16 protein-coding genes are annotated in these 17,562 nt (G+C 66.3%); 9 read left to right on the forward strand and 7 right to left on the reverse strand.

The window, feature by feature from the left end; genetic code table 11:
• Positions 1-453: 453 nt before the first annotated feature.
• The 4 genes from GV790_RS23935 to GV790_RS23950 form a co-directional block, all read right to left on the reverse strand.
• A complete protein-coding gene (locus tag GV790_RS23935) occupies positions 454-1,323 on the reverse strand; it encodes a helix-turn-helix domain-containing protein (protein WP_163816307.1) in 870 nt (289 codons plus the stop codon).
• Between the two features lie 35 nt (positions 1,324-1,358).
• Positions 1,359-1,838, reverse strand: a complete 480-nt coding sequence (locus GV790_RS23940; protein WP_163816309.1) for a DUF6879 family protein — start codon at positions 1,836-1,838, stop codon at positions 1,359-1,361.
• Positions 1,819-2,151, reverse strand: a complete 333-nt coding sequence (locus GV790_RS23945) for a hypothetical protein (protein ID WP_163816311.1) — start codon at positions 2,149-2,151, stop codon at positions 1,819-1,821. Before GV790_RS23945 ends, GV790_RS23940 begins: the two co-directional genes overlap by 20 nt.
• 563 nt (positions 2,152-2,714) lie before the next feature.
• A complete protein-coding gene (locus GV790_RS23950) occupies positions 2,715-2,969 on the reverse strand; it encodes a hypothetical protein (RefSeq protein ID WP_163816313.1) in 255 nt (84 codons plus the stop codon).
• 117 nt (positions 2,970-3,086) lie between these two features.
• Here GV790_RS23950 and GV790_RS23955 point away from each other — a divergent pair, with 117 nt between their 5' ends.
• Positions 3,087-3,902: a DUF72 domain-containing protein gene (locus tag GV790_RS23955; RefSeq protein WP_163816315.1), complete on the forward strand. Its 816-nt coding sequence runs from the start codon at positions 3,087-3,089 to the stop codon at positions 3,900-3,902.
• A gap of 37 nt (positions 3,903-3,939) precedes the next feature.
• Here the strand turns inward: GV790_RS23955 and GV790_RS23960 are convergent, their stop codons facing one another.
• On the reverse strand, positions 3,940-5,445 hold the full coding sequence (locus GV790_RS23960; protein WP_163816317.1) for a hypothetical protein: 1,506 nt from the start codon (positions 5,443-5,445) through the stop codon (positions 3,940-3,942).
• Positions 5,446-5,701: 256 nt separating this feature from the next.
• Between GV790_RS23960 and GV790_RS30595 the strand changes: the two genes are divergently transcribed.
• Positions 5,702-6,052: a hypothetical protein gene (locus GV790_RS30595; RefSeq protein WP_175585993.1), complete on the forward strand. Its 351-nt coding sequence runs from the start codon at positions 5,702-5,704 to the stop codon at positions 6,050-6,052.
• Positions 6,053-6,113: 61 nt separating this feature from the next.
• Positions 6,114-7,829, forward strand: coding sequence for a dihydroxy-acid dehydratase (ilvD, locus tag GV790_RS23970; RefSeq protein ID WP_163816319.1), 1,716 nt, complete (start codon positions 6,114-6,116; stop codon positions 7,827-7,829).
• Positions 7,830-7,869: 40 nt separating this feature from the next.
• On the opposite strand, the gene GV790_RS23975 is transcribed toward ilvD, so the two are convergent.
• Positions 7,870-8,682, reverse strand: coding sequence for a VOC family protein (locus GV790_RS23975; protein ID WP_163816321.1), 813 nt, complete (start codon positions 8,680-8,682; stop codon positions 7,870-7,872).
• Positions 8,683-8,934: 252 nt separating this feature from the next.
• Here GV790_RS23975 and GV790_RS23980 point away from each other — a divergent pair, with 252 nt between their 5' ends.
• From GV790_RS23980 to GV790_RS24000, 5 genes are all read left to right on the forward strand, one after another.
• On the forward strand, positions 8,935-10,302 hold the full coding sequence (locus GV790_RS23980; protein WP_163816323.1) for an ABC1 kinase family protein: 1,368 nt from the start codon (positions 8,935-8,937) through the stop codon (positions 10,300-10,302).
• 44 nt (positions 10,303-10,346) lie between these two features.
• The gene (locus GV790_RS23985) at positions 10,347-11,045 is read left to right on the forward strand and encodes a TetR/AcrR family transcriptional regulator (RefSeq protein ID WP_163816325.1); all 699 of its coding nucleotides are present in this window, start codon (positions 10,347-10,349) and stop codon (positions 11,043-11,045) included.
• A gap of 175 nt (positions 11,046-11,220) precedes the next feature.
• On the forward strand, positions 11,221-12,471 hold the full coding sequence (locus GV790_RS23990) for a PucR family transcriptional regulator (protein ID WP_175585994.1): 1,251 nt from the start codon (positions 11,221-11,223) through the stop codon (positions 12,469-12,471).
• Positions 12,472-12,705: 234 nt separating this feature from the next.
• Positions 12,706-14,007, forward strand: a complete 1,302-nt coding sequence (locus GV790_RS23995) for a lipase family protein (protein WP_163816328.1) — start codon at positions 12,706-12,708, stop codon at positions 14,005-14,007.
• 64 nt (positions 14,008-14,071) lie between these two features.
• A complete protein-coding gene (locus tag GV790_RS24000) occupies positions 14,072-14,788 on the forward strand; it encodes a hypothetical protein (protein WP_163816329.1) in 717 nt (238 codons plus the stop codon).
• Between the two features lie 16 nt (positions 14,789-14,804).
• Here GV790_RS24000 and GV790_RS24005 read toward each other — a convergent pair whose 3' ends face one another.
• Positions 14,805-15,464, reverse strand: a complete 660-nt coding sequence (locus tag GV790_RS24005; RefSeq protein ID WP_163816331.1) for a TetR/AcrR family transcriptional regulator — start codon at positions 15,462-15,464, stop codon at positions 14,805-14,807.
• A gap of 289 nt (positions 15,465-15,753) precedes the next feature.
• Between GV790_RS24005 and GV790_RS24010 the strand changes: the two genes are divergently transcribed.
• Positions 15,754-17,439: an FAD-binding dehydrogenase gene (locus GV790_RS24010; protein ID WP_163816333.1), complete on the forward strand. Its 1,686-nt coding sequence runs from the start codon at positions 15,754-15,756 to the stop codon at positions 17,437-17,439.
• Positions 17,440-17,562: the final 123 nt, after the last annotated feature.

Here is a 17,562-nt window from a genome sequence, read left to right on the forward strand (position 1 = left end):
AATCTAGGGGCTCGGGGGGTGAATATGGGCGTTGCGGGGAGATTTCGGCCGGGGCCCGAGACTGGCCGCACGACCGGGGCGGGGAGGGGTCTCCCCCAGGGTGCCGTAGACGAAACAGAACCCGGTCACCCATACCCAAAACCCCAGAACGATGCTCTGACGCGCCGTAGACGAATCTAGCGCACGCTATGACTATTTCTGCTGGTCACGCTTCCGCCTTCCACGGTGCATGTCCCGCTCTCCCTGCCTACCCCTATCGGTTCCACTGCTCCAACAACATCACTGCATCCGACCACGGGCGATCATCGACGGAATGTGTCACGGCCTTGCCATGACTGTTGATGCGCCTCATTGGTCCGTGCTTGTTGCTCGGCTATGACTGTGTGCCAAACAAGCGGACGTGAACTGATAGGGAAAGCGGATAGCTATCGACACACAGCACAGCACCATGCTTCATCGCTCTAATTGATTCGTGGTTTTGTTGTTGTTCTCGCGTCTCACACTCAATGCATCGTTGATTATGCGTCGAGCGTCATCACCATAGACAGCTTGACCAGCCAACGTGTCGAAAGCTTTCCCATATATCTGAAGCTCTCTTGGTTGAGTGATAGTCAACTCTGCTGTCACGTTCTCGACCATCACCATTCGATTATCGAAGAAGATCATGTTAGAGATAGGCGCCCGGTATCGGGTATCGGCGGGGACTATCCCAAACGTGACCCTAGGCATACTGGATACCGCTAGCAGCCTATCGAGTTGCCCTATCATGATTCCGTCGTCACCTACGGTTGTGTGTAGTGCTTGTTCGGCTATGACGAAGTGGAATCGATGGTTTCGGCTGTACAATATTTGTTGCCGTTCCATTCGTTTGGATAGGCCGGCCTCTAGGTCATCAGCTATCTGGTAGAAGTCGATAACCTCTCTCATGATCGCTTCCGCGTATCCAGCTGTCTGCAACAGTCCAGGTATTAAGAACGGCTCGAACCATCGCATGAACTCTGTGTTTGCTTCGAGCTTGACTTGCGCTTGCTGTCGGCGTTTGGTGCCTGTGCCGAGCAGTCTCCTCCATTCGAGGTATGCGGCTTCAATGTTGCGGACGGTCGCTATGAGGTCTGGTATTTGGTCTTCACTGTGGGTGTGTTTGCACCAGGCCCTGATGTCGGCGTCGGTGGGTTTGGTTTTCCCGTACTCGATTTTGGGTATCTTGGTTTGATGCCAGCCTGCGAGTTTCGCTAGTTCGGTTCCTTTGAGGCCAGCGTTTAGGCGAAGCTCCCGGAGTCGTTTCCCGAGAGCTTCTTTAGCCTCATTGACGCTGCTTGTCACTTGTCGGGGTATTCTCCGAGTGGAATAGCGATAGATCACACTTTCTGTTTCACGCGACGCACATAGTCCACGATCACGGGGTCTACCGTTACTGTTGCTCCCACCCAAGCGCCAGTCGAGGTGAATACGGTGAACGCAACCAACTGGTCATCGAACAGCCACCAGTCATCGGCGGTCAGATCGTGACCATTGATCAGGTGGCGTGGCACGTACCGTACGTCTTCTCCTGCCTCCATATTCAACCAGGCCACGTGTTTAGCGAACCGTGTGTAATCAGTGTGGGGTTCGCTGACCACACGTGCACGGCGCACAGCTAAACCGTCGTCGGTGACTTCCCGAACATGGTTGAGCCAAGGCTGAAACCACTCGTAATCGTCCGGCTCACCGTTGAGGTATTTCCTGAACGGTTCGGACTCTTCCGGGGTGTCGTATTGGTCTAACAGTTCCAGGTGGAACGCTTCACGGTCGGCGTTGTGGAACAGTCTTTCAAATTCGTCATCCTGCACTAGCAGCATTGCCGTAAAACGTCCTCTCTGCCTTGGCTACCTCAATAGCGGTTTCGTCCGGGTAGATGTCCATCTGTGCCAGCGTGTCAGCATCGGTGATCGGTCGGCCCTTGAGGGTGAAGGTGCCCCTACCCGTGTCGGTGAGGGTTGCGCCGACGAACGTGTCGGGTTGGGCGTAGCCGAGTAGCAGGTGTGGTATCTCGATGACTCCCGGTAGGTCGGTCTTCCAGCCTTGAACGACGTAGCTGTTTTCGTCGGTGGCGTACAGGCTTGGGCATCCGCCGCCAGTGGTGCCACCTTTACCGAGGAACGTTAACCGCATGTCCAGGTCTCCAATCATCCGTATGCGTGGAAATGCTCACGCACCCTTGATTGTCCCTCACCTCTGCCGGGTACGCGCCTGTATGCGGCTGTTAGAGCATTTTCGGGCATAGTTGTAGACCGGCTGGTTGCTGGCTTCTTAGCGTCTTGGTCAGGCACGCGGCGTCAGGTGTAGAGAGGCCCTGGCGTCGCGTGCTCCCCAACCGATGCGAGGGAGGCCAGACGGTATGAGGTTCCTGGTTCGAGTGTCTTGTTATGGTTCCCGCTGGCTGGTGGATGTGCCAGCGTTCGGCATCCGGGCCGTGGTGAACGACAAACGGGAGATAGAGGACACGGCGCGTTCGTTGATCAAGTTGTGTGGCGCTGCACCGGCAGAGTTCGATATCGACTTGGAGTTGGGTCGGTTCGTGGAGCCAGCAGAGCAGTCGTGCACTGGTGGCCGGTCGTTCACGCCGTCAGAGCAGGACGCTTGGATACGGTCTCTCTAGCGCCGATGGCCCTACACACGAGAACACCCCCCAGAATCAAATCTGAGGGGTGTTCGTCAGTGTGTGAGGGTCTGGGCTAGGTCTCGCTCACCTTGAACCAGCGGCTAATGCTCGCTTCGCGTGTCGCCAAGCAGACACCCGCGATGAACGCTCCGCTCGCGCCACGTTCCCCGGACTCGACCAGGCGTAGCGTCTCCCGGCTGACCCCGATCATGTCGGCAAGGTGCGTCTCGCTTTTCGGTTTGAGGATTCGCCGAATCTCGACCATCGCCCCATCTCGCAGGCAAACCCGGTTGCTGCGCTTGGTGGGCTGCTGCTCTGGGTAAGTCACGTTCCAAGTATGGCCGGTGTTGCCGTAAGTAGCGTGGACAGTCTTAGTGAGCATGGCGGGTTCTCCCTGGTCAATCGCGGATTCGTGAGCGAACTTCGGCGACTGTACTATCGGATGATGTGGCAGCATCCGCACTGGCAGCAGCGGCAGCTGCCCGCCGGGCAGCGGTTGGAGTGGTACGCGGCCCGGTGCAACGCGGTCGAGGGCAACACCACCTTCTATGCCACCCCGTCACCGCAGACCGTGCGGACCTGGGCCGCGCAGACCGCGCCGGATTTCCGTTTCGTCGCCAAGTTGCCGCGCACCATCACCCACGACCGCAGGCTCAACGGCGCCGACGCCGAACTGCGCGCCTTCCTCGACGCGATCGAACCGCTCGGCCCGCGCACGCATGCCCTGTGGGTCCAACTGCCCGGCTCCTTCGGCCCCACCGACCTCGGCGTGCTCGCCGGTTTCCTGCGCGGACTGCCCGGCGGCTATCGCGTCGCGGTGGAGGTCCGCCACAGCGCGTTTTTCACCGACGAGGGCACCGCGCGGCAGTTGGAACGCGTGCTGGCACGGGTCGACGCGGAGTGGATACCGTTCGACACCACAACGCTGTTCGCCGCTCCCGCGGCCAGCGACGGTGAACGCGAGGCCTGGGGGAAGAAGCCGCGCCTGCCGCGCCGAATGCGGGCCCTGACCGAGTTCCCGATCGTGCGCTATCACGGTCGCGACGCGACCGAGCCCACTGTGGCGGGCTGGCAGCCGTGGGTCGTGACGGTCGCGCAATGGCTACGGGAAGGCCGCTCGCCCACGGTGTTCCTGCACACCCCCGACAATGCCGCCGCACCGGAGCTGGCCCGCCGCTTCCACGACGAAGTGCGCGCCCAGGTGCCGCGACTGGAGCCGCTGCCGGAGCCGGCCTCGGCCGAACCGATGACCTTGTTCTGACCGTCGGCCCCGGCCGTGCGGCGCTACCCGAACCGGGCTAGCTCGACCGCCCACCCCGGAACGACAGCACGTGCTCGCCGTAGTCGGTGAGCGGCCGCGACTCCACCGCCTGCCGAATGCCGCTGGCGGGCAGTTGCGTCAGCTTGGCGAACATCGGCGTATTGCCGAACGCCGCCCGCACCTGCGTCTCCGAGGCGTAATCGGCGCCGTAATCGGCCAGCACTCCGAAGTTCAACGGCGCCAGCGGCGTATCCAGCGGCGTCGGTTCGGCGGGGCGGCCGAGCGCGGCGTACTGGGTCGGTACGCCCTGCTCGTACCAGCACAATTCGTAGGACAGCTGCTCAACGGTGGTCACGCTCACCACCGGCCAGCGCTGCGACAGCCGCAGCGCGAGCGGATGTCTGCCGACGGGTGCGATCTCCCAATTCAGGCTCTGCACCGCCACCCAGCTACCCGACAATCGTTCGATCAGCACCAGATCGTCACCGAGGGCGGTCGCGGTGTTCAGTTCGGGATCCGGTGTGCTCCAATGCGTCCGGTCCACGCCCTGAAATGCGGAGATGGCGACCTGCTCGGCGCCGTCGGCCGCGTAGGCGGCGATGACGGCGGCGCGGATCTGCGCCACCGCGTCGGCCGACGAGCACCGCACCGCCAGCGCACCGAACGAGGTGGCGATATCCACCGGTTTGGACGGTGGATCCGGCAGCGCGCCCGCGGCCAGCGGCTTCAAGCCGACCAGCGCCAGATTCCAGTTGATCTCCTCGATGGTGGAGAGATCGCCGGCACTCTGGTACAGGATCTGCTGCTGGGTCAACCGTCCGGCGCGTTCCAGGGTGGGGCAGTCCAGCTTCTTCAGCGCGCCGAGAGTCTTACTGGTGAAGCCGATCTCGCCGATCTTGGTTTCGCGCATGGTCGCCGTCATCGCGGGCGAGGTGAGCGCGGCATAGCGCTCGCGGTACATGGCGACGGCCTGTTTGCGCTGCCTGCCGACCATCAGGGTCCGCAGCAGTGTGTTCAGACTGGCGAGGTACTTGCTCGCCTGATCGGGGTCGGCGGCGAACAACCGGGCCCGGATGCGCACCGCCTCCTCGGTGGCCGCTACCGCGGCGCCGGGATCCAGACGGCACAGCCACACACCGCATTTCGACAAACCGTCGGCGCACACGCCCGCGGCATTCGGATGGGTGGCGGCGACCTGACGGTAGGCGTTGCAGGCATCGCGGATGGTGGCCGTGGCCAGTTCCCGATGGCCGATCGCGCGGGCGGCCTGTTCCAGGATGCGCAGCGCGTCCTGGACCTGGCCGGCGAATTGAGCCGAGACATGGCCGTTGGTGAGCCAGCGCAACCGGATCAGTACCGCTTCCTGGGCGGGCTCGAGGGCGGCGGCGGAGCGGTCGCGCGCGGTGGGATCGTTCTTGGTGGCGGCCAGTGCCGTGGCCAGCTCGCACAGCGAGTTCGCCAATTGCAGTTCGGATTCGGCCGAACGGTCCATGGCAGCACGTCGATCCGTGGCCACCCGGCGCTCGACGGCGCTCAGATCCATCGCGATCCCAACTCCCGCATCACCTTCCGTATCCGGTCGCCTATCGGCCGGCTCGGGTGATCGGGCCGAGTCTGCCACACATCAGAGGTGGGCAGCACCCAGATGTGCCGACCGCGATCAGGAACATGGAACCTGTTGAACGTGCCGTTGTTTAACGGTACATTAATTGGCGATCAGCAAAGCGCCGCCGCCCTCAGCGGACCGCGACCAGGCATCGCCGAAGACCGCGGCGGTGCGATCCGAACCAGGAGTTCCGATGAATCGAACCACCGTCCTCGCCCGTACCCGGCGCGGTCTCGCGCGCGCGGCCGCCGTCGCCGCGATCGCCCTCGCGCCGGCCGCTGTGATGGTCGCGCCCGCCGTCGCCGAGCCGCTCATCCTCGAACCGATCGAATCCGCCGAGCACGCGGCACCGGACGCGTCGGCCGACGCGGTGTACTACGGCTACGGCTACGGGGGATACGGCGGTTACGGGTACGGCGGCTACGGCTACCCGGGGTATGGCGGGTACGGCGGCTACGGCTACGGCGGATACAGCTACCCCAATTACGGCGGCTACTACCTGTGGCCGGTGATCGTGCTCCCGCCGACCGGAAGCGCCTACTGAATTCGCGCCATGCCCGGCGATCGGCGTGGGTGACTGCCGTAATCGGGGCGGGGCGAGGATGATGGCGGTCGTGGCCGACCGAACCGAGACACCCGACATCAAACCCCGTAGCCGCGACGTCACCGACGGCCTGGAGAAAACCGCCGCGCGCGGCATGCTGCGCGCGGTCGGCATGGACGACGACGATTTCGCCAAACCGCAGATCGGCGTGGCCTCCTCGTGGAACGAGATCACCCCGTGCAACCTCTCGCTGGACCGGCTGGCCCAGGGCTGCAAGGACGGCGTGTTCGCCGCGGGCGGCTTTCCGATGCAGTTCGGCACCATCTCGGTGTCGGACGGCATTTCCATGGGACACGAGGGCATGCACTTCTCGCTGGTCTCGCGGGAGGTGATCGCCGACAGCGTCGAGACGGTCATGCAGGCCGAGCGACTCGACGGGTCGGTCCTGCTCGCCGGCTGTGACAAGTCACTGCCCGGCATGATGATGGCGGCGGCCCGGCTGAACCTGGCCAGCGTCTTCCTCTACGCCGGCTCGATCCTGCCCGGCATCGCGAAGCTGTCCGACGGCAGCGAACGCGAGGTGACGATCATCGACGCGTTCGAGGCCGTCGGCGCGTGTTCGCGCGGGCTGATGAGCCGCGAAGACGTCGACGCCATCGAGCGGGCGATCTGCCCCGGCGAAGGTGCGTGCGGCGGCATGTACACCGCGAACACGATGGCCAGCGCCGCCGAAGCGCTCGGTATGTCGTTGCCTGGCAGCGCCGCACCGCCCGCGACCGACCGCAGGCGCGACGGTTATGCCCGGCGCAGCGGCCAGGCCGTGGTCGAGTTGATCCGGCGCGGCATCACCACCTCCGACATCCTCACCAAGGAAGCCTTCGAGAACGCGATCGCGGTCGTGATGGCCTTCGGCGGTTCGACCAACGCGGTGCTGCATCTGCTGGCCATCGCGCACGAGGCGAACGTCGATCTGACCCTGGACGATTTCGCCAGGGTCGGCCGCAAGGTGCCGCATCTGGCCGACGTCAAACCGTTCGGCAGGCATGTGATGACCGATGTGGACCGCATCGGAGGCGTGCCGGTGATGATGAAGGCCCTGCTCGATGCCGGTCTGCTGCACGGCGACTGCCTGACCGTCACCGGCCGCACCGTCGCCGAGAATTTGGCCGCCATTGCCCCGCCCGACCCGGACGGCAAGGTGGTGCGCGCGCTGGCCGAGCCGATCCATCCGACCGGTGGGATCACCATCCTGCGCGGTTCGCTGGCTCCCGGTGGGGCCGTGGTCAAGTCGGCGGGTTTCGATTCCGATGTCTTCCTCGGCACCGCCAGGGTGTTCGACCGCGAGCGGGCGGCCATGGACGCGCTCGAAGACGGCACCATCACCGCGGGCGATGTGGTCGTCATCCGGTACGAGGGGCCGAAGGGCGGCCCAGGTATGCGGGAGATGCTGGCGATCACCGCCGCGATCAAGGGCGCGGGGCTGGGCAAGGACGTGCTGCTGCTGACCGACGGCCGGTTCTCCGGTGGCACCACCGGACTCTGCGTCGGACATGTGGCGCCGGAGGCCGTCGACGGCGGGCCGATCGCGTTCGTCCGCGACGGCGACCGGATCCGGCTGGATGTCGCCGCGGGCACCCTGGATCTGCTCGTCGACGAGGAGGGACTCGCCGACAGGCGCGAGGGGTGGGCTCCGCTGCCGCCTCGCTACACCCGCGGGGTGCTGGCGAAGTATTCCAAGCTCGTGGGTTCGGCCTCGTCCGGCGCGGTCTGCGATTGAGCCACGGGCGCTCGCGGGACCACCGCGAGCGCCCGCTGTCTCAGGCCGGCTGGCCGGTGGGCGGTGCGCCGACCGTGCGAGTCGGGTCGATGACGGCGAACGTCTCGCCCTGCGGCGCGCGCACGATGCCTTGCCGTCCGAACGGGCTGTCCTCGGGGCCGCTGATCACCGTCGCGCCGAGCTCGGTCGCCCGGGTGAGCGCGGCGTCGGTGTCCTGGACCTGGAACCAGGCCAGCCAATAGGACTGGTCATCGCCGGGCATCTTCGTCACGTCGTTGATTCCGCCGAGCGGGTGGTCGTCGCCGCCCTGGCCGAAGGTCGAGTAGACGAAGTTCGTTCCGTCGCCGATCTCGGTGTATGTCCAGCCGAAGACCTCGGCGTAGAACTGTTGCGCCCGGCGGTAATCACCGGTGTGCAGCTCGTTCCAGCAGTAGGCGCCGTGCTCGTTGTAGATCCCGGCGCCGCGGTGCGCTTTGGCCTGCCACACCCCGAACACTCCGCCGGTCGGATCGGCCGCGACGAACATGCGGCCCACGTCGAGCACGTCGAACGGCGGCATCATCACGGTGCCGCCCGCGGCGCCGACCCGCGCGGCGACCGCGTCGGCATCGTCGGCGGCGAGGTAGGTGGTCCACACCGAGGGCATCGGCATACCGGCGGGTTTGGGTCCGATCCCCGCCGCCGGTTGCCCGTTGCGCAGCGCGATCAGATAGCCGCCCGCCTCGTGCGGGCTGTCGATGATCTCCCAGCCGAACAGGTCGGCGTAGAACGTGCGCGCCTTGGTCACATCATCGACCTGGCAGTCCACCCAGCAGGGTGTTCCTTCCGGCCAGGCGTTGTCGCGAGTCGGCATCAGCTGAACCTCCCTGGCATTCGAGTCGGATGACCGACCGTCCGAACCCGGTCGGCACTCGTCTCAGTCAAGCACTCGGGTGCGCTGCGGGATAGGGGTCCGGCGAGGTTCGCCCGATTCGGGACAGGCGCTGGCCGTCACCGTGGCAGTGATCGAGCACAGACTTCGGCAGAGTGGTCGACAAGATCGTCCAGGGCGCGAGAGGATCGTGACGCCCGTCATACGGTGCGCGGGCCGAGGAGGTGGGAGATCGTGGCCGGTCGCGTGCCGAAGAGCCGTTTCGCGCGGGGGAGCAGGCTCGGCCGGCTGGCCGCGGGGCAGGCGGTGCGCGGGGTGGGCACCCGGTTGTCGATGGTCGGGCGCACCGAGCAGGCCAGGCAGGTGCTCGCCGAACGCTCGGCCTTGCAGACCGCGCAGCAGATCGTCACCGTGCTCGGCGGGATGAAGGGCGCGGCGATGAAGCTGGGCCAGATGCTGTCGGTGCTCGATATCGACATGGTCCCGGAATCGCATCGGGAACTGTTCCGGGTCAAGCTCGCCGAGCTGCGCGATCAGGCGCCGGCGGTGTCGTTCGCTCAGATGCGCAAGGTCATCGAGGACGATCTCGGCCCGCTGTCGAGGGCGTTCGCCGATTTCGACGAGACGCCGATTGCCGCTGCCTCTATCGGCCAGGTGTATCGGGCTCGCCTGCACGATGGCCGCGCGGTGGCGGTCAAGGTCCAATATCCGGGCGTCGACGAGGCCATCGCCGCCGACATGCGCAACCTGGAGTTCTTCAGCAGGCTGTGGAAATCCATTCTGCCCAGTGCCGCCGACGCCGCGGTGCTCGAGGAGATCACCCGCAATCTGGAACGCGAACTGGACTATCCGCGTGAGGCCCGCACCCAGCATCGGGTGGCCGCACGCTATCGCGATCATCCGTTCATCGTGGTGCCCGACAGCGTCGAAGAGCTGTGCGGGCGTCACGTGCTGGTGACCGAACTGGTGGAAGGCAGGCAGTTCCAGCAGATCCGGGAGTTGCCAGAGGCCGATCGCGATCGGATCGGCGAGCTGATCTATCGGTTCTACGTGAGCTCGCTGTTCGTCGACTATGAATTCTGCGGCGATCCGCATCCGGGGAACATCCTGCTCGCCGACGACGGCCGGGTCGGTTTCGTCGATTTCGGGCTCTACAACCGGATGGATCCGGTGGACGCCGACTTCGAGCGTGACTGCCTGCGCTTCGCCGGCGAACAGCGGGCCAAGGAGCTCTACGACGCCTGGGTGGGGCGCGGCATCATCGACCCGGCCGCCGGGGTGAGTCCACAGGAATGCTTGGAATACGTGTGGGCGGCGGCGGGCTGGCATCTGCTCGACGAGCGGATCACCATCACCCCCGAGCTGGCGACCGGGGCCGTTGTGCTCGCCGTCGACCCGCGGGCCTCGGAGTTCCGCGGTATGCGTCATCAGCTGCTGCCGCCGGAGCATGTGTTCTCCCGCCGCGCCGACCTGTTCACCTATGCCGCGCTCGGCCAGCTGGGCTCGACCAACAACTGGCATCGCATCGCGCGCGAGTGGCTCTACGGCGAACCTCCCGTCACCGAGATCGGACTTGCCACGGCGCGGTGGCGTAGTCGCTAAGGTGAGCGCGAACTCATTTTCAGCGAGAACGGCAGGGGAGCGCCATGCCCTCGAAGACAGTCGGACAGCGTCGACGTCCCAGCCAGGAGCGCGCGAAGGCGACCAGGGAGCACATTCTCGATACCGCGGCCCGCTTGTTCGGTGAGCGCGGCATCGCCAACACCTCGACCAACCGGATCGCCACGGAAGCCGGGCTGAGCATCGGCACGGTCTACCGCTACTTCTCCGACCGCACCGTCATCGTGGAGGAATTGCTCGGCCGGTTGCTCGAGGACATCGAAAGACGCTTCACCCAGCAGGTTTTCGATCTGTCGGAGAACTCGGTCGAGGACCTGACCATCAATGTGCTCGAGGTGATCACCGAGGAACTGGTGGCCAACGCCGCACTGGTGCGCGCGCTCGTCGCCGGAGTTCAGTTCTACAACAGTGGGATTCCGGAGTTCGAACCACGGCTGCGGCTGCTGGTGAAGGTGATGCTCATCCAAGTGCTCGGCCCCGGTGACGATCACGAATACGACCTGATGACGTTCGTGGTGCTCAACACCGGTTTCGCCGCCGTACTGCGCGCCTCTGCCCTGGAGGTCGGGATCGAGGAACGGCAGGAGGCCATCGCGATGACCGCGCGCATGCTCGGTGCCTGGTTCGAGGCCGAAGCCGCAGCTCGCGGGCTGCGCGAGTCCCGCTTCACCGGGCTGGGCGGACGCAACGGGAAGCAGCCGGCCCGGGTGGGGCGCAAAAAGTGAGCGGTTCCCCAGGTTCCGTCGCGCTCGGTTGCCGTATTTGCTCGGCGTTTTCGGCATAATGCCTGGTAGACCTGGTTCGTTGGGGTGGTGGACAACTCGAGCAAAGCGGAGTGGAAGGTGAGCGCGAGCTCGCATTAATGTTCGTTGCGTAGTACAGGTGACGAGGAGGTCACACGTGACGATCGAGAACGCGATTCGCCCCGGATGCCAGACCCCTGGACGGTCCATCTCACCGCCCGTGCGTGATGTCCGCCGGTTGACGGGCCGGCTGGTCGACCATCTGGCCGCCTCGGTGCCGCCGTTCACCACCATGGGGACCGAGGTGATGGCCGGAGACGTGGCGGCCCTGGTCCGGGTCTGCGTGGAGTGGTCCATCCAGCGGATGAACGGCGACGACCAGCCCGTGCCCACCGAACGCATCAATGCCGCCGCGACCAAGTGGGCCAAGGACGGCGTCCCCATCGACACCGTATTGCACGCCGTGCACGCCGGATTCAAAGCCGGCCTCGACCTGTTGTTCGCGCGCACCGAGCCGAACGGGAGCGGCGACATCGTCGAGGGCACCACTGCCGCACTGGAATTGCTGAACCTCATCACCTCGACGGTGAGCAAGGCCTACGTGCGCGAACATCGCGCCGGTGTCGCCGAACACCACACCGCGGTGCATACGCTGACCTCGGCCCTGCTCGGCGGCCATGCCACCTCGAAGATGGCGCGCGAGTGCGGTATCCAGATCGCGGCCGAGTACTACGTGCTCGCGGTATCGCTGCCCGCCCATCCGGACGAGAGCCATCCGCGGCTGGACCCGCACGTCGTCGCGCGGCGCAAGCTGCGCCGGGTGCAGGCCGCGCTGGCCGATCAGTTCGGCGATACCGCGCTGTCGTTGCTGTCGGTGGACGGCGGCACCATCCTGGTGCCTGCGAGCGCCTGCGCCGAATCCGACCTCGACGAGATGGTGCGCAAGCTCTCCGCGGCCGCGCTGGTGCCGATCCGCGCCACTGTGCTCACCGCCGCCGCCGCTGACGTGGCCTCGGCCGCCGACCGCGCCCATGATCTCCTCGACACCGTGCATCAGCTCGGGCGCGCCCCCGGCCTGTACCGATTCGCCGAGCTGGCGCTGCACTATCAGCTCACCCGTCCCGGCATCGGCCGCGACATCCTGCACGCCCGGCTGGCGCCGCTGGACGATCACCCCGAACTGATGGAGACCCTGCGGGTGTTCTTCGCCATGGACCTCAACCGGCAGCGCACCGCGCGCATCCTGCACGTGCATCCCAATACGGTCGACTATCGGCTGCGCCGGATCGGGCAGCTCACCGGCCTGGATCTGTCGCCCACCGAAGGCCTCTGGTATCTGCGCTCGGCCCTGATCGCCCGCGTGAACGGGCCGGGGAATCCCGGAGTCGAGGCTCGCCAGCCGGCCTGAGCCGCCTCGCCACGGCCCACCGTCGGGTAGTCGGCTCGGCCACGCGTGGACGGACCGGTCCCGAGCTCCGTCGACCTCGGGCTGCGCCCGGGAGCATTTTCGCCCGGCGGTGGTACCGGCCGGCAGGCCACGGGTCTATCCTCGGTACCCGATCCTCGATGCTGTATCCATCTCGATGCTGTATTCGCTTTCTCGATGTCCTGGGCTTTTCCCAATCGTCGGAAGGATCGAATCGTGAGGAGCCGAGCACGTAGCTTCACCGCGGCGGTGGCGTGTGCCCTCGCTGTCGGGGCCGGTGCGATCAGTGCCCCGCAGGCCTGGACCCAGCCGGTCACGGAGGTCGCCGGCGCCGAATTCTATGTACCCCCGGCCCCATTACCCGGTGGCCCCGGCGCCATCGTGCGCGCCGAGCCATCCCACTTGGCGCTGTCGATGGGCGCGATGCCGGCGTCGGCGACGCGGGTGATGTACACCAGCAGCGACACCCACGGCGCTCCGGCCGCGGCGGTGGGTACCTTTCTGATGCCCGCGATGCCATGGACCGGCCCGGGACCGCGGCCGTTGGTCGCCTACGCGGGCGGAACGAAGGGCCAGGGTGATCAGTGCGCGCCCTCGAAACTGCTCGCCCAGTTCATCCATTTCGAGCCGCCGGTCAACCTGATCTTCGAATATGACGTGGTGGCGCTGTATTCGCTGCTGTCGCGCGGCATGGCGGTGGTGATGACCGACTATCAGGGTCTCGGCACGCCGGCCGTGCACGGATTCCTCAACCGTAAAGAGCAGGCCCACGCCGTGCTCGATTCCGCTCGCGCGGCGCTGCGGCTGCCGGGCACCGGCCTGGCCCCGGATTCCCCGGTGATCCTCTACGGCTACTCCCAGGGCGGTATGGCCTCCGCCGGTGCGGCCGAACTCCATCCGAGCTACGCCCCCGATCTCAATGTGCGCGGCGCCTACGTCGGCGGACCGGTCGTCGACGACCAGTACTTCGTCGGCTACAACGATGGTCGCGCCGCCGCCGCGCCCACCCACGCCTGGATCCTCAACGGCATGGCCGCCGCCTATCCGCAGGTGCGGCCGGTGCTCGACGCCGAACTCAACGACACCGGCAAGGCGATCCTGCGGGATTCGGAAAGCAAGTGCGCTATGCCCGTCGGCATGGCACAGAACCATCCACACACCGCGCAGTGGACCAGCAGCGGCCAGCCGCTGACCGCGGTGATCGACCGGAATCCGGCGCTGCGGGCGGTCTTCGCCGAACAGCGCGTCGGCTCGCTCACCCCCTCGGCCCCGGTGCTCATCGCCTCGGCGAAGAACGATGAGGGCGCGCCGTTCCCGCCGATCCATGCCACCGCGGCCGACTGGTGCGGCGGCGGCGCGACGGTGCAATTGGAGGCGAACTCCTCGATTCCGCCGATGACCGGCTTGGCCGGCACGCATGTGCTGGCGTTCTTCTCGGCGCTGGATGCCTCCCAGCAGTGGATCACCGACCGGCTCGCGGGCAGGCCCGCGCCGTCGAATTGCGCCGCGCTGCCCTGACCCCGCACCCGTGAGGTCCCGGCTTCGGGGTGGGTCGGCTCCGATCCGCCCCGAAGCCATCGCCGTGTACCCCGAGGATCAACCGAAGGAGCCTGCGATCAGCCAGAACCGGAAATCCGGACAGCGCGTACGTGCACGGTCGGCGCGCTCGCGGCCGCATATCGTCGTCGACCGGGTCGAGATCGTCACCGTGCACGGAACGCTCGCACTGCGCTTCTCCGACACGGTGGGCCTGCCGTTCTCGGTCGTCTTCCCAGCGGAATTCGCGGTGAACGCACTCGGGCCCCTGCGCTCGGCGATCCTCGAGGCCGAGGAAGCCTATTGGAGCCTGGTGCCCTCGCTGGTGCGTTCCTTCGGTACCGCCGAGCCGAACGTCGTGGCCGAGCGCATGGCGGCCTGGCATCGCGAACAGGGCTGGGATCGCGTCATCGAGTTCGCGACCGCCGACGGCCCCGCATCGGTCATGCTGCTGACCCATGCCGGGCACGTCGGCATCTGCGCCGATCCGCCCTACAGCGGTGAACCGCTGCTGGCCATCTTCGACCCGCTGCAATTGCGCCGCATCGAACCCGGCTTGGTCTCGGCCCTCGGCCAGGCCCTGCGTGAACAGGGCGGCAGGCATTGGAGCCAGCGTCTTCGCGCCGCGCGCCGTCACATCGACAGCCGCCAGTGGATCATCCCCGGCGATTATTGCGATCCCGCCCCCGAAGCCGCCGCGGCGCATATGCGGGAGCGCTACGTCGAATACCTGCGGCGTTCGCCGGTCAATCCGGGGAAGTGAGCCTGCCGGTGCGGCCCTACTGTTCGCGGGTGTAGGACATGACCACCCGCAGCATCAGATCCACCCGCAGTTCCCGCGCCTCGTCGCTGCCGGGCTCCATCAGGCATTGCACCGCGGTGCCGTCGTGCACCGCGACCAGCGCGCGTCCCAATGCCTTCGGGTCGGTGACGGTGCGGCCGATCCGGTTCAGCAGTGTCTGCACCACCGGCAGCAGTGCGGAGCTGATCGACTCCTCCCTGGCGACCATCAGGTCGCGCAGTCCGGGGTTGCGCAGGGCGTGTGCGGTCACCTCGAGGCTGATGCGCTGCCACTTGTCGTCCATCGGCACCGCGTGCAGCACGTGCTCGACGACCTCACGCACGTTGCAGACATCGGTGACCGGGTCCTCCCGCAGCACCGCCGTCACGTTGGCGAGCAGCTGCGCCGACTGCTGCTCCCACATCGCCAGGAACAGCTCGTCCATGCTGGTGAACTGCGAATAGAACGCGCCGCGGGTGTAGCCGGCGCGTTCGCAGATGTGGTCGGGTTTGGTGCGGCCGAAACCCTGTTCGGCGAAGACCTCGTAGGCCGCGCCGAGCAGGCGCTGGCGAGTTTCGGCGCGCCGCTTGGTCACTCGGCGGCCGGTCGAGGGCTTCCCGGTCGTCGCGGCTGCGGCGACGTCGTCGGAGGGTGCCACGGCGTGTCCTTATCTTCCGGCGGTATGGGCGACCGAATGCATTATTGCATCTGATTCGATAGTGTATCGCCTGTGATTCGGTCGAATGCCGTGATGTCGATCGGTCCGAGCTGGTGAGGGCCGGGTCGGGCGCCGCGTTGCGTCGGCGGGGGCGAGGTCGGTTCGCTCCGGTGATATCGACTCGGCGAATGTGCCGACTCGGGCACCCGCCGATGCTTAGGTTGGAACGCAGGCGATGGGACGGTCCGGGTGGCCGCCGGCTGTCGATGCGACTATTCGAAGGAACAACATGACACACAACAGTCCTGATTCCGCGTTCGACGCCGAAGTGATCGTGGTCGGTGCGGGGCTGGCCGGGCTGGTCGCGACCTATGAGCTGGTCAAGGCCGGCCGACGGGTGCTGGTGCTGGATCAGGAGAACCGCAACAACCTGGGCGGGCAGGCCTTCTGGTCGCTGGGCGGGCTGTTCTTCGTCGACAGCCCCGAACAGCGTCGCCTCGGCATCAAGGATTCCTACGAACTGGCGCTGCAGGACTGGATGGGGTCGGCCGGCTTCGACCGCGAGGACGAAGACCACTGGGCGCGGCAGTGGGCCCGCGAATACGTGCGATTCGCCGCCACCGAGAAGCGGGACTATCTGCACGCGCTCGGGCTGCGGGTCACGCCGCTGGTCGGCTGGGCCGAACGGGGCGGGGCCTCCGCCGATGGGCACGGCAACTCCGTGCCCCGATTCCACCTCACCTGGGGCACCGGGCCCGAGGTCGTGCGCGTGTTCGCCGAACCCGTGCTCGAGGGCGAGCGAAAGGGTTTGGTGCGGTTCGCGTTCCGGCATCGGGTGGATGAGCTCGTGGTCGAGGCAGACACGGTCACCGGCGTACGCGGCAGCGTGCTCGAACCGACCGAGCTCGAGCGCGGCAAGGCTTCCTCGCGAACCGTTGTGGGCGACTTCGATTTCCGTGCGAAGGCGGTGGTCGTGACCTCCGGCGGTATCGGCCACAACCATGACCTGATCCGCAAGAACTGGCCCGCCGACCGGCTCGGACCGTGCCCGAAGACGATGATCTCCGGAGTGCCCGCGCATGTGGACGGCCGCATGCTCGGCATCAGCGAGGCCGCGGGCGGCGCCATCGTCAACCGCGACCGGATGTGGCATTACACCGAGGGCATCATCAACTGGGATCCCATCTGGCCCGATCACGCCATCCGGATCATCCCCGGCCCGTCCTCGCTGTGGTTCGATGCCAATGGAAAACGCCTGCCCGCACCGTGTTTCCCCGGTTTCGACACCAACACCACCATGAAGGCGATCCTGGCCACCGGACACGACTACTCCTGGTTCGTGCTCACCCAGTCGATCATCGAAAAGGAGTTCGCGCTCTCCGGTTCGGAGCAGAATCCCGATATCACCGGCAAGGACATGAAGCTCACGCTCAAGAGCCGGGTCGCGAAGGGCGCGCCCGGCCCGGTGGAGGCGTTCAAGCAGCATGGGGTCGATTTCGTCGTCGCGGATACCCTCCGCGAACTCGTCGATGGCATGAACAAGATCGCGCGTGGCCCGCAACTCGACCACGACGATCTCGAACGCCAGATCGTGGCCCGCGACCGCGAAGTCGCCAACAAATACTCCAAAGACGCCCAGATGATGGCGATCACCAACGCCCGCCAGTACTTCGGCGACAAAGCTGGCCGGGTCGCCAAACCGCATCGCATCCTCGACCCGGCGGCGGGTCCGCTCATCGCGGTCCGCCTGAACATCCTCACCCGCAAGACCCTCGGCGGCTTGCAGACCGACCTGAAATCGCGGGTCATGCGGCCCGACGGCAACCCGCTACCCGGCCTCTACGCCGCCGGTGAGGTCGCCGGGTTCGGCGGCGGCGGGGTGCACGGCTACAACGCGCTCGAAGGCACATTCCTGGGCGGCTGCATCTTCTCCGGGCGAGCGGCGGGGCGGGCGATCGCTTCGGCGCTGGGCTGATCGACGCTGGGCCGCCGAGCGGTACGCATCAGCTGATGATCGATGGGGCGGGCGATCGCTTCCAACGTTGGGCTGATCGATGCTGGGCAGCGACGGTTCGCATCAGCTGATGATCGGCGGGGC

Origin of the sequence: Nocardia cyriacigeorgica, assembly GCF_010858045.1 — a bacterium.
Classification (GTDB): domain Bacteria; phylum Actinomycetota; class Actinomycetes; order Mycobacteriales; family Mycobacteriaceae; genus Nocardia; species Nocardia cyriacigeorgica_E.

Excerpts from the sequence above, each read along its gene's own strand:
- GV790_RS23940 (WP_163816309.1), bottom strand. The coding sequence starts at position 1,838 with ATGCTGCTAGTGCAGGATGACGAATTTGAAAGACTGTTCCACAACGCC.
- GV790_RS23945 (WP_163816311.1), bottom strand. The coding sequence starts at position 2,151 with ATGCGGTTAACGTTCCTCGGTAAAGGTGGCACCACTGGCGGCGGATGC.
- GV790_RS23955 (WP_163816315.1), top strand. The coding sequence starts at position 3,087 with ATGTGGCAGCATCCGCACTGGCAGCAGCGGCAGCTGCCCGCCGGGCAG.
- GV790_RS23960 (WP_163816317.1), bottom strand. The coding sequence starts at position 5,445 with ATGGATCTGAGCGCCGTCGAGCGCCGGGTGGCCACGGATCGACGTGCT.
- GV790_RS30595 (WP_175585993.1), top strand. The coding sequence starts at position 5,702 with ATGAATCGAACCACCGTCCTCGCCCGTACCCGGCGCGGTCTCGCGCGC.
- ilvD (WP_163816319.1), top strand. The coding sequence starts at position 6,114 with ATGGCGGTCGTGGCCGACCGAACCGAGACACCCGACATCAAACCCCGT.
- GV790_RS23975 (WP_163816321.1), bottom strand. The coding sequence starts at position 8,682 with ATGCCGACTCGCGACAACGCCTGGCCGGAAGGAACACCCTGCTGGGTG.
- GV790_RS23985 (WP_163816325.1), top strand. The coding sequence starts at position 10,347 with ATGCCCTCGAAGACAGTCGGACAGCGTCGACGTCCCAGCCAGGAGCGC.
- GV790_RS24010 (WP_163816333.1), top strand. The coding sequence starts at position 15,754 with ATGACACACAACAGTCCTGATTCCGCGTTCGACGCCGAAGTGATCGTG.